Below are 12617 nucleotides of genomic sequence, written 5' to 3'. Positions count from 1 at the left end.
TTTATCACCTTGGAGGTTTTAAGAATGGTTAAACTGACGAATGAAACATTATTTAGCAATGAATTGCTGAGTGAAATCAGAGAAAAATTTGCGTTTGTTGATATCGATCCTCTTACACAGAAAAAGCGGCTGTTTCTTGATAATGCAGGAGGATCTTATCGGTTAAAAAGTGCAAATGAAAAATTTGCGCAATACGATTTGATTCCTGATCATCCTCAACGTGATCATGAAACTGCTAAACTTTTGTTTGAAGTCGAGCAAAAGGGGATAGAAGATATACGAACAATATTTAATGCGAAAAAAGGTCGTATTGGAACTTACTTTACTGCTTCTCAAGCTATGTTTGATATTACAGGTGTGATTGCAGAAAATATAGAGGGAACAAATATTGTGACGACTGCATTAGAGCATCCATCCGCTTTCGACTCGGCCAAGTTTTATGCGGATAAGTTAGGAAAGGAATTTCGCGTGGCGCCAACAAATCCTGTAACTGGGGGAGTTGATGTGGAAGAAATAACAAAACTGATAGATAGTGATACTTGTCTTTTGAGTGTTATTTACGCATCCAATATATCTGGTGCTATTTTGGATATAGAGACGATTGTAAAAGAAGCTAGAAAAATAAAGCCAGATTTATATATTATCGTGGATGCTGTGCAACATGCTCCACATGGCATTATCGATATTGAAAAAACGCCTGTGGATGCAATGAACATTGCACCATACAAGTTTTTTGGTGTAAGGGGATTCGGGATTGCCTACCTTTCTGAAAGAGCCGCAAAGCTTCCGCATCACCGTTTATTTGGAAAGGAGGGCGGTGATTTACAGCTAGGTAGTCCGGCACCAGGCCATTTTGCTTCCATTAGTGAGGTTGTAAATTATGTATGTTGGATAGGAAGTCAATTTTCCGATGAGCAAGATAGAAGGAAATTATTTATAGAAGGTATGACTCGAATTGCTTTACAAGAACGCGCACTCCTTGAAACTATGTTGAATGGAACAGATAAAGTAAAAGGATTAAGAAATATTCCAGGGGTTACTGTCTATCTTGATTATGAAGATTTGTCCAAGCGAGACTTTATCATTGCTATAAGTATAGAGAATTTGGATTTTCAAGAAGCGGTTCGTCAATATGGGAATGAAAATGTTCTTGTCTATGATCGTGTAGCGACGAGCATTTATTCGAAAAGAATGTTGGAGTCATTTGGAATGGAAGGTGCTATAAGAGTATCGCCTTTACATTGTAATAGTGTGGAAGAAATAGAAGAGTTTTTAGAAGTTACACAAAAGATTGCGGAAAAGTATGCACAGAATATCCAATCGTAATAAAGTGGAAATCTCGTAATGAGATAGCTCAATTACTAGAAAAAATTAAAAAATGAACGCTCACTTATTCATTGGTGAGCGTTCATTTTGAGTTTATCTCAAATACCAACGAGCTTTTTCTTATTCATAAAATCAATGAAATCCATACCGACTTTGGAAAGAGGGGGTGATTTTTTATAATACAGCATAATGTTTCGATAGGAATTTTCATCATCAATTTTGTAAAAATATAATTTATCGGTTGCTTCTAAGAATTGTGTGACACCAGCCCTTACGAAAGCAATTCCTTTGCCGTTGCAAGCAATATAATAGGAAGTAAGCAGCTGATCAAGATACATGGATACGTTGGGGGTAAATCCTGCTTTTCTACACATTTTTAGACCCCTCTGGTACAGATCATTTCCTTTTTTCATAAATAGGAAGTTTTCATTTTCAAACTCTTTTAGGCTTACTTTAGGGTATTTTTCGCTCAAATATCGTCCACTAGCCACATCATCAAAACCGAGGCGATACTTTTCGAGACTATTATTCACTTCATAAGATATCGGAACTGCCAGCAAAATCTGTTCTTCCTCCCAAACAACAGATTCAAAGAGTTTAGTATCTCTTTTTTCCACGTCAATAATAATATCGACTATTCCTGTCCGTAGACATTTCATTAAATCATCTGCATTGGCTTCCAAAATATTTATCGTATAATCTGGATATTCCAGCTGAAAATTTTGTGCTATTGTCGGCAAAATAGAAGTGCAAAAGAAAGAAGCTGCCCCCACATTTATAGTCCCTCGGTTATTATCCAACAAGCTATCAAAATAGGATCTCATTTCTTTTTCTAAGTTCATGATGTTTTCTATATTTTGAATGTAATATTCCCCTGCCGGTGTTAATTGTATGGGGTTACTACTTCTATCAAAAATAGGAAGACCAATTTCTTCTTCTACCTTTTTAATCGTTGCACTAAGTGCGGGCTGTGAAATATAAAGTTCTTCGGCCGCTTTAGAAAAGCTTTTCTTTACATATACCGCATAAACATACTCCATATTTTTTAACATAAAAAAACCTCTCTTTTATCCGTATAAGGAAAAATGTATATCGTTATAAACTTTTTCGTATTGGAGTTATAGAGTGATAGAAACTACTATTAATACTATAAAGAATAACTGAAAATTAAGCAAAATTAAAAAAGAGGATGATGAATGATGAGTTTACTAGAAGAAAAGTTTTTAAAGCTTGGTGCTGAATACGCACCTGGACAAGAAGTACGCCAGGATACTAATGAAGTTGAACTGCGCTTTGAGAAAATATCGGGTACACCGGTCGACTTCTCACATGGGGATGTGGATGCATTTGAACCAATCCCAGGTTCTTTAGATGTTTTCAACGAAGGGGTTCATCTTGGCGGGAAGCAAGCTTACACTGAGTATCGAGGAAGTATTGATATCCGAGAGAATGTTGCTAAAAAGCTTTCTACATTTACAGGTGCAACGATTAATGCAGACCGTAATTTCATCATTACACCAGGGACGCAAGGTGCTCTTTTCCTAGCAATGGGATCGACTATTTCCAGAGGAGACAAGGTTGCGATTGTCGTACCAGATTATTTTGCTAACCGGAAATTAGTCGAATTCTTTGAGGGGGAAGTTGTTCCTATTCAACTGGATTATTTCAAGTCAGACACTTCTGCAGGGTTGGATTTAACACAGTTGGAGGCCGCTTTTAAAGTAGGAGTAAAACTCTTTTTATTCTCCAACCCTAATAATCCTACAGGCGTGGTTTATTCAAAGGATGAAATTCGTGGGATTGCAGAACTTGCTCAACAGTACGGAGCATCGGTTATCGTAGATGAACTATATTCTCGTCAGATTTTCGAGGGGCGATCGTATACACATCTATGTGCGCAAAATATTGTAGATCCTGAAAATGTCATTACGATTATGGGCCCATCTAAAACAGAATCACTTAGTGGATATAGACTAGGTGTAGCATTCGGATCAGCCAAAATTATTGACCGTATGGAAAAACTGCAAGCTATTGTATCTCTTCGTGCAGGAGGCTATAGTCAAGCCGTCTTGAAATCATGGTTTTCTGAACCAGAAGGATGGATGACCGAACGAATAGCACAACATCAAGCAATCCGAGATGAATTAGTGACAAAATTACGCGGTGCTGATGGCTTTAAAGTAAGAGCAACGGAGGCAGGAAGCTATTTGTTCCCGAGAATTCCTAAACTAGGTATTTCGATAACTGAATTTGTGAAGATACTTCGCCTCCAAGCAGGTGTTACAGTAACGCCTGGTACCGAATTTGGTCCACAGTTTACAGATAGTTTCCGTATTAACTTTTCACAAAATCACAAGTCAGCAGTTGACGCAATGGACCGTATCATCCAAGTGGTGGAGGCGTATCGAAATGAGCCAGTTAGATAAGGAAAGCAATCCTATTCCACAGGGAAACTATGTCCCGGCATCACGCTTTGGAAACATGATCTATACAGCTGGAATGACGCCACGAAAGGAAGGCGTGCTCATTCAAACCGGAAAGGTGCAAACAGAAGAGTCAGTTTCCATCTACAAAGCGGCAGTGCAACAAGCGGCAGCAAATGCATTGACTGCCGCATTGAATACACTTACTGCACAAGAACGGATAGAGCAGATCCTTTCGCTCACTGTTTATGTGAATGCGGCAGAAACCTTTCAAGCGCATACGAGTTTAGCGGATTTTGCATCTGCATATTTATATGAAAAGCTAGGGAGCAGAGGCATAGGGAGCCGGGCTGCAATAGGTGTTGCATCCTTGCCTGGCAATGCGCCTGTTGAAATTCAATTGGTTGCGGGCGTGTCATCTGAAGAGAAGGCCAATTAGAGCGTACTTCCAATATAGAAAGTCGCTACATATTCATCTAACTTAGGACAGGCGCTTTATTTGTAAGCGCCTTATCTTGAAAATATAAATGAAAGCGCTATCTTAATTTAATACTATTTTAAATAAGGGGGATTCATGATGAAATGGTGGTTCAAGAGACAATTGTATGTTCAAATTGCTATATGTGTTGCTATTGGGGTAGGCTTAGGCTTGATCTTAGGCCCTAATGCTGAGGTGTTAAAACCAATAGGTGATATTTTTATTCGTCTTCTTCAATTTCTCGTAGTGCCTTTAACATTCTTTTGTTTGATTGCTGGTGTGACTAAAATGGAAGATATTCGATCGTTAAGAGCAGTGGGAAGTAAAATAGGCATTTATTTTATTGTGACTGGTATTTTAGCAACTGCGGTAGGTGTTGTGGTTGCGTTGTTTATTAATCCCGGAAAAGGAACAACTGGATTGCTAAGTGGAAATGAAACTGTCGAGCCTGTACAGTTCAGTTTTATGGACCAAATTCTCGGATGGGTTCCAACAAATATCGTAGGCTCAATGGCTGAAACGAATATGCTTCAAATTATTATCGCTGCCATTATTATCGGTTTGGGTCTGCTTGCATTGGGCGACCGCGTGAGTGGTTTGCGAAAACTGGCTAATGAAGGTTCAGATTTGATGATAAAGATTACGGAGTTTATTATGTATATTTCTCCTTATGGAATTTTAGCTTTAGTAGCGAATATGGTTGGTACTTTAGGCACTGATTTACTTGCAGAAGTAGGACTCTTTATATTAGCAGATTATATAGCGTTAATTATTGTGCTAGGTGTGGTTTATCCTTTGATTATCAAGTTAGTAGCACGTAAAAATCCAGTTGGGTTTTTCAAGAAAATCTCACCTGCACTTTTAGTAGCAGCAAGTACTACATCGAGTAACGCCACTTTACCTGTATCGATGAATGTTGCGAACAAAAACTTGGGCATACCAGAGAAGGTTTATGGATTTACACTTCCACTGGGAGCGACAGTTAATATGGACGGTATGGCCGTGGCATTAGGTGTTATCTCCGTTTTTGCGGCAAATTTATATGATATACCTATTACGATTACGATGATTGTCCAATTTGTTTTCCTTGGTTTGGTTCTTTCCATTGGTGCTGCTGGAGTAAAAGGAGCAGGAGTTATCATGTCAACGATACTATTATCGACTCTAGGTCTACCGCTTACATTAGTACCAATACTAGCTGCAATTTGGCCAATTATTGATATCGGTCATACTACAGTGAATATAGCAGGAGACTTAACAGGAACAACAATGGTAGCCTCACGGTTAGATATGGTAGATGAGAAAGTTTATAACCGATCAAAAGAAGCTTCAGGATTAGTTACATCTGAATAACCTTTTTAAGGCAGCTGTAAGTTATTCTTTCTAACTTATAGCTGCCGGTTTCAATGTGGTAACATAATTTATTATGATAAAAAATGATTGAACAACAAGTAGAAGATAATGATCATTTTTAGAAAGAGGTTCGTCTTGCAAAAGGAAATTATTATTACAGGATACGGTGTAGTAGCAAAGGAGTTATGTAAACTCCTTCTGGATAAATCAGAAAGTATTATGGATGCGTTTGGAATCGAGTTAAAAGTAAATGGCATTATTGGGAGCAAAGGGATGCTTTATCAAAGGGAGGGGTTAAATCTTGCCTCATTGGTAATGGAAGAGGTGGGCTCCAAGGCACTTTCCAATTATGCGCAAAACCATCAGATCTCTTTTTTGGAGCCGAGATTTCAAGGAGATGTACTTGTAGAATGTACTCCAACTAACATTAAGGATGGAGAGCCAGCTCTTGCTTATATGTTAGAAGCAATGGATGGAGGTATGGATGTAGTAGCTATTTCCAAAGGTGCCCTCGTTCACTCCTATCAAACAATTAAAGACAAGGCAGAATCTACGCGTTCTAAATTGAAATTTAGTGGAGCTACAGCAGCGGCTCTTCCAACAATAGATATTGGAGAATACAATTTAGCAGGTTGTACGATAACTCGAATAGAAGGCATATTAAATGGTACATCCAATTTTATTTTGACAAGTATGTATGAAGATAATCTCTCCTTTTCAGAGGCATTAAAGATAGCACAAAGAAAAGGGATAGCGGAAGCAAACCCTAGCTTGGATATTAAAGGGTTTGATAGTGGTTGCAAAATATTATTGCTTGCGAACGAACTATTAGGGACAAATTATACAATAGACGATGTAAGCATAAATGGAATAGAACATTTGACCAGAGACGATATTGTAAAAACAAAAATGAAACAAAGCCGAGTAAAACTATTGGCTAGAGCGTATAAGGATGAGGAGAAGGTAGTGCTAGATGTACAACCTTGTGAACTTGACCAAGCACATCCTTTATATCATGTAAATGGGACCAATAAAGGCATACTTTTTGAAACCGAAGAAATGGGGACAATTTGTACAACTGGTGGCGCTTCTCATCCAAGAGGAGCAGCAGCGGCAGCACTAAAGGATTTAATTAATTTATATAGAAAGAGTTAAGGCGCGCACCTACACTAGAAGCCAATACTATTCCTACATATTAAATAAACAAGCGGTAAAAAACATTCACCTGAGAGGGGGGAATGTTTTTTTTTGCTTAGAAAACTATAAGATGTGGATAACCTTTACATGACATAAATAAGTTATGTCATTTTTTCGATCGAACTTAGTATAGATTAAATGTGTCTTAGTGAGTTAGATGGGGTAACGCTGTGATTTTTGTACTGCAGTCGAACGTTTTCTGCTGGTTGAGCGATGTTCCATCCCAATAGTTGGACAATCTTTCTTCGAAGTTGGACAATCTCGCTCGAAACCTGGACAATCTCTCCTCCATGTACTGCAAATATATGCGATTATGCACGACATTCCATTAATATTTATTATTTCCATACTGAGGAAGAGATAAGTCCATTAGCGTTTTTGTTATTTGATTACCATTCACAAAAAACAAAGGCAAAGCTTTCTCAATCTCTCTTCCGATAAGATACATATTCTAAAAATTGCTTAGCTGCGAGTGAAAGTGATTTTTGCTCTCTCATCGCAATACCGATAGTTCGGTAAGCTGGAACTTCAAGTTCTTTCGTGATTATCTGGTACGGAATACGCTGTAAAATCAGTTCGGGTAATATACTAATTCCTAGACCGTTTTCTACCATGGACATAATGGCATAGTCATCCCATGTCGTAAAATGAATTTGTGGGGTGATTTCGTGTTGGACAAAAATCTCGGAAATTTCTGCTTTTGCTCCCTTTTCCAATAGCATAAATGGACTGTTCGATAATTCGTTTATTGGAAACTTATCGCAATCCGCGTAAGGATGATCTTCCGGGATTACGACTAACAAACGGTCTTGCTCGACAAAGATTGTTTCCATCTCCGCTGTTGTCGGTAGTCGTAAAAATCCAAAGTCGACCCGACCTTCGATAATCCAGTTTTCGATTTCTGTATAATCCCCCAAAAGTAATTCAAAATCAATCCCCGGATAATCTTTCCTAAAAGTTTTAATGATGTTAGGCAACCAATGTGTCGCAACGCTTGAAAAGGTTCCAATCCGAATTATTCCAGACTGTATATCGTGTAAATCCTCAATTTGTCTCATGAGCATTTCATGTTCATTGCACACGCGTTTTAACTGCGGTAACAACTTTAAGCCGTCAGACGTTAAAGTGATACCACCGCGTCCTCTTTCAAATAGTAAAATTCCCCATTCTGATTCTAAATCGTTAATCATTCGACTGACGCCAGATTGCGTGTAGTTTAGATCTTGAGCCGCTCTTGTAAAGCTTCCATATTCAACTGCCTTCACAAAGGCCATATACTTTTGGATATTAATATTCTACACTCCTTTCCATGCAATTTTGTTATGCATGACATGACAAACATTTGATTTTGGAATGTTTGTTATTATGCTAAGCTACTACTACTGGAAAATCAAGTTGGAAGGAGGAGGGGGCCGATGAAATCTAAAATGCAGTTTATATTATCGATGATTATTTTCGGTACCATTGGTTTAGTCGTTCGATATATTGATTTATCAGCAAGCGAAAGAGCTTTATTAAGTAGTTTTTTAGGATGTTTATTTTTGCTGCTAATCTTCTTCCTGTTGAAGAAAAAAATAGCGTGGAACCTGGTTAAATCGAATGCTTTATTTTTAATACTTTCTGGTGTTGCACTAGGAGGAAATTGGATTTTTCTTTATCAATCCTATGACCATACGACCTTAGCCAATGCAACCCTAGGCTATTATTTTGCCCCTGTGTTTGTAATGATTCTTTCCCCACTTGTACTTCGGGAACCGTTATCTATGAAAAAAATCATGTGTATTATCGTTGCGATCATCGGTATGTTAATGATCATAGGGGAAGGCGTGAATGCATCCAGATCAGATGATATTGTTGGAATTTCTTTTGGTCTAATCGCTGCTGCCTTTTATGCGGCGCTATTGCTGTTAAATAAATTTATTAAAGAGATGGGAAAGTTAGAGTTGACTATCATTCAGCTTGGAACGACCACTTTACTATTAATACCATACGTTTTCTTAACGGAAGGCTTTGGCATTTTTGAATTATCAAGTTCCTCGATTCCTTTTATATTAATATTAGGAATCATCAATACAGGAATTGGATTTTTGTTATTTTTCTCAGGGATGGAAAAGTTAAAGGGGCAGAGTATTGCAATGCTAAGTTATGTAGATCCATTTGTAGCTATCATGATTTCTGCCATTATCCTGCAAGAACAGATGACAATTGTTCAAATAGTTGGTGGTGTATTGTTGTTGGGCTCCACACTTATTAGCGAAATTAAAGCAATCCACTTTACAAAACCACTAATGAAAAGAGAATAATAGTTTTCCAAATTCCACACATTTAATGACTTTAGGGAAAGACAAGGAATCACTTATTGAAGAAGTGATATCTTTTTTTTAGTATGATGTATTGAGTTGTTTTATTTAACTAACTCACTTGAGGCAATAGTGAGGGAAAAGATACATTTGAGCTGATTTATTTGTTTATTTCTAACATAGGGGCAAATAAATGATTCAAGAACAAATCACAAATATAGCAAGCTCTCCAATTAGCGGTTATGATAATATTAATAGATTGTTGAATTGCTAGTTAGGGAGTGTTCGATATATGCAAAGCTTCATTGTGATGCAGGGCCAAACGTATCTAGAAGAAAAAGAATTAGGGATGATTTGGGCAAGGAAACAAGGTAGTGGTGGGAGTTTGCCTCATTTTTGGCAACGTGTGCAGGAAGTAAAAGAAGGAGATCGCATATTACATTATGTTAAAGGAAATATTGTAGCGATCAGTGTGGCTAAAACGGGATGTAAGATAGCACCGAGACCGTCAAGTAAGCAAAATCATGATGAGCGGGATGATCATGGCTATCTGGTGGAATTGGACTATCATGAACTTGAAGTCCCTGTAAATATACGTTCGAAATTCGATGCTATTTTGCCACATTTGCCTATAAAGTACTCTCCATTTCAAGAAGATGGGAATGGGAATCAAGGCTATTTATATCCATGTAACGAAGAACTATGCATTAAATTGTTAGAGCTCATTAGTGATTCGAATATTTATCAAGTGGATGAAGAACAACTGGAGTTTGCCATTAGTACGGTCCGTCAAACAGAGCGTAACAGCTTTATTCCAATGCTTACTGCAACGGAAACAGAAGTGAAAACAAAAATACGTTTAGGGAAACAAAAGTTTAGACGAGCTTTAGTACCACTATGGGCTCAAAAATGTGCGCTTTGTGAGATTGAGTTACCCGAATTAATTCGGGCGAGCTATTCTAAGCCTTGGAAAGATAGTACGGATTTGGAACGAGTAGATCCCTATAACGGTGTCCTTCTTTGTTGCAATCATTATGCGCTCTATACAAAGGGTTTGATCGCATTTGATGGACAGGGGAGATTACATATTACAACTGAGATTCCAGAAGAGGATTATGGGAAATACAGTATTCATTCCAAAATGAAAATTGCTCGAAATGAAAAGAACAAGCCTTATTTTAAGTGGCATAAAAGGAATATATTTAGAGGATAAATTAAGACAAATGCTTTGTTGAAAAAACATCTAAAGAGCTGCCGAAATAATGGTAAGTGCCAGGTGCCAAACACCATGAACATTAAAAGCTACAAATACTGGAGGAAATTCAGTGTTTGTAGCTTTTATTTATGTTTATGATATTCCTTTTATATGTACCCAAAATTATGGCTGACTTTTGGTCAATTGTTTAAAGGTTTCCTAAATTTTGCAAATCGTGTTGTTCCTCTGAAATTTCCAAATGATATTTTATAGCGATATACTTAAATAATATCGGTTGAAATTATTTATCGGAGGTCCTTGAATGAATTTATTTGAAAGTATATATAAAAAGATGAGCTCCAAAACTAAAATCTTTATCGCCATACTCTTATGTTGTTTTATAGGTACGGTTATTTTTGTTTTTAATAATCATTCCTTTTATGATCGACCAATAGCAAAGGTCCTCAAAACAAATATTGAAAATGTGGAAAAAGTAAGTGATATAAACGGCAATGAAGATACAGTATATACACAACATATAATTGCAAAGTTACTAAATGGAGAAGAAAAAGGGAAGGAAATTCATTTAACAAATGAATACTCTGACTCCAAAGCTTATGACCATGAGTTTCAAATTGGAAATGAGTTGTTTATTAAAATCGATCCGCATGTAGAAGATGGTGCCGAATTAACAGGGACAATTCAGGAGGTCAAACGGGATAAATATTTGTTGTTAATTGGATGGGTATTTATTTTTGTCTTACTAATTGTAGGAAAAAAACAGGGGCTATTTTCAATCATCAGTTTAGTATTCAATGCCGTTTTGTTATCTTATGCGTTGGATATTTATATCCACAATTCAAGTCAAAGTCTATTATGGATTTGTGGGATAAGTATTATTTTATTTACGGTTATTTCTTTATTACTCGCGAACGGTTTAAATGAGAAAACATATGCAGCTATTATAGCGACTTTATTAGGAACTTTTATTTCGCTTTTGATTACGTATATTGTTCTACTGGTGACCGGAGAAAAAGGTCTCCGATATGAAGAAATGCAATTCATAACTCGACCATATCGAATGGTGTTTATGGCAGGATTATTCCTCGGTTCTTTGGGTGCTGTAATGGATGTAGCTATTACGATGTCTTCTTCGATTTTTGGATTGTATGAGAAAAATAACTATATATCCGCAAAAGCACTCATTAAATCAGGAATGGAAATCGGGAAAGATATTATGGGAACGATGACCAATATTTTGTTTTTCGCCTATGTAAGTGGGTCGATTCCTACGCTCATTCTATATTTTAAGAATGCTTCTCCATTTGGTTATACGCTTTCCTTAACCCTTTCACTGGAATTGGCACGAGCCTTAGCTGGAGGGATAGGAATTGTGTTAACCATTCCAATTGGACTCTATACGACGTTATTTTTCGTGAATAGAAAGAGGGCGAGACGATGAATGTATTAGTTGTATTGGCAGGGATATTATTCTTATTGATGACCTTAATTGGAGGGAGAAAGGGAGTACGTTCTTTTTTCGCTTTATTTTTCAATTTTGCTGTCATCATGATAACCGTTATTTTGATGAACGATCCGAATATTGATCCAGTGATTTTAACATTAATCGCATGTGTATTGATAAGTTGCATCAATCTTTTTTATATTAATGGCGTGAACAGCAAAACAAAAACTGCTTTTCTATCAACGATTATTTGTATTGTGGTTTTACTTTTATTTATTATTTTCATTACGAACAAGGCGATGATCCAGGGATTTGGAGAAGAAGAAATAGGGGAACTCGGCATGTTTTCCTTATTAGTCGAAGTAGACTTCGTGAAAATTATGGTATCTGTGATTATTATGAGTACAATAGGTGCCATTACAGATACCGCCATAGCTGTCTCCTCCCCGATGCGGGAAATACATTATCATCATCCGGATATTAGCCGAAAAGATTTATTTCTCTCTGGATTAGCTATTGGGAGAGATATATTAGGGACGAGTGCAAACACGTTGTTTTTTGCGTTTTTTGGAGGCTATTTAGCATTGCTCATATGGTTTAAAGATTTATCGTATTCTGTTGGTGAAATTGTTAATTCTAAGATTTTTAGCGCAGAAATGATTACCATCCTTTGTGCTGGGATCGGAGTAACATTAGTTATCCCGATTACGACATGGATTACTGCTTACTTTTTTGTGAGAAATAAAGAAACAAAAGAGAAGATTAGATAAAAAGGTGCGTTATTCCTTGAGAAGTTAAGCGCCTAGTATAAACTACTTTCTAACCTCCAAATAATTTGGAGGTTATCTTAGTTGATAGATAGCTCAAAGAGCAGAAAGGG

At 37.0% G+C, this 12617-nt stretch carries 11 protein-coding genes; 9 read left to right on the top strand and 2 right to left on the bottom strand.

Features of this window, described 5'->3' with window-relative positions; genetic code table 11:
* The first annotated feature begins 24 nt into the window (after positions 1 to 24).
* Complete coding sequence (locus ACIQ38_RS09895; RefSeq protein WP_402821698.1) at positions 25 to 1326, top strand: aminotransferase class V-fold PLP-dependent enzyme; 1302 nt, start codon at positions 25 to 27, stop codon at positions 1324 to 1326.
* A 98-nt stretch (positions 1327 to 1424) separates the two neighbouring features.
* Here the strand turns inward: ACIQ38_RS09895 and ACIQ38_RS09890 are convergent, their stop codons facing one another.
* Positions 1425 to 2378, bottom strand: coding sequence for a LysR family transcriptional regulator (locus ACIQ38_RS09890; protein ID WP_402821695.1), 954 nt, complete (start codon positions 2376 to 2378; stop codon positions 1425 to 1427).
* A gap of 144 nt (positions 2379 to 2522) precedes the next feature.
* Between ACIQ38_RS09890 and ACIQ38_RS09885 the strand changes: the two genes are divergently transcribed.
* The 4 genes from ACIQ38_RS09885 (at position 2523) to ACIQ38_RS09870 (ending at position 6735) form a co-directional block, all read left to right on the top strand.
* On the top strand, positions 2523 to 3752 hold the full coding sequence (locus ACIQ38_RS09885; protein WP_402821692.1) for a pyridoxal phosphate-dependent aminotransferase: 1230 nt from the start codon (positions 2523 to 2525) through the stop codon (positions 3750 to 3752).
* Positions 3736 to 4188 (top strand): RidA family protein, encoded by a 453-nt coding sequence (locus tag ACIQ38_RS09880; protein ID WP_402821689.1) that lies wholly within the window; start codon positions 3736 to 3738, stop codon positions 4186 to 4188. The genes ACIQ38_RS09885 and ACIQ38_RS09880 overlap by 17 nt, the downstream gene beginning before the upstream one ends.
* Positions 4189 to 4326: 138 nt before the next feature.
* Entirely contained in the window at positions 4327 to 5580 is a 1254-nt protein-coding gene (locus tag ACIQ38_RS09875) for a dicarboxylate/amino acid:cation symporter (protein ID WP_402821686.1), read from the top strand.
* Between the two features lie 135 nt (positions 5581 to 5715).
* Entirely contained in the window at positions 5716 to 6735 is a 1020-nt protein-coding gene (locus tag ACIQ38_RS09870; RefSeq protein ID WP_402821683.1) for a homoserine dehydrogenase, read from the top strand.
* 464 nt (positions 6736 to 7199) lie between these two features.
* Here ACIQ38_RS09870 and ACIQ38_RS09865 read toward each other — a convergent pair whose 3' ends face one another.
* Positions 7200 to 8069 carry a LysR family transcriptional regulator gene (locus tag ACIQ38_RS09865; RefSeq protein ID WP_402822540.1) on the bottom strand — a complete coding sequence of 290 codons (870 nt, stop codon included), beginning with the start codon at positions 8067 to 8069 and terminating at the stop codon, positions 7200 to 7202.
* Positions 8070 to 8192: 123 nt separating this feature from the next.
* Between ACIQ38_RS09865 and ACIQ38_RS09860 the strand changes: the two genes are divergently transcribed.
* The 4 genes from ACIQ38_RS09860 (at position 8193) to ACIQ38_RS09845 (ending at position 12507) form a co-directional block, all read left to right on the top strand.
* Positions 8193 to 9080 carry a DMT family transporter gene (locus ACIQ38_RS09860; RefSeq protein WP_402821679.1) on the top strand — a complete coding sequence of 296 codons (888 nt, stop codon included), beginning with the start codon at positions 8193 to 8195 and terminating at the stop codon, positions 9078 to 9080.
* 289 nt (positions 9081 to 9369) lie between these two features.
* Positions 9370 to 10290 (top strand): HNH endonuclease, encoded by a 921-nt coding sequence (locus tag ACIQ38_RS09855; protein WP_402821676.1) that lies wholly within the window; start codon positions 9370 to 9372, stop codon positions 10288 to 10290.
* A 304-nt stretch (positions 10291 to 10594) separates the two neighbouring features.
* Positions 10595 to 11734, top strand: coding sequence for a YibE/F family protein (locus tag ACIQ38_RS09850; RefSeq protein ID WP_402821673.1), 1140 nt, complete (start codon positions 10595 to 10597; stop codon positions 11732 to 11734).
* On the top strand, positions 11731 to 12507 hold the full coding sequence (locus ACIQ38_RS09845) for a YibE/F family protein (RefSeq protein WP_402821670.1): 777 nt from the start codon (positions 11731 to 11733) through the stop codon (positions 12505 to 12507). Before ACIQ38_RS09850 ends, ACIQ38_RS09845 begins: the two co-directional genes overlap by 4 nt.
* Positions 12508 to 12617 lie beyond the last annotated feature (110 nt).

Origin of the sequence: Psychrobacillus sp. NPDC096389, from assembly GCF_044762855.1 — a bacterium.
Classification (GTDB): Bacteria; Bacillota; Bacilli; order Bacillales_A; family Planococcaceae; genus Psychrobacillus.
This window is presented reverse-complemented; position numbering and strand designations above follow the sequence as displayed.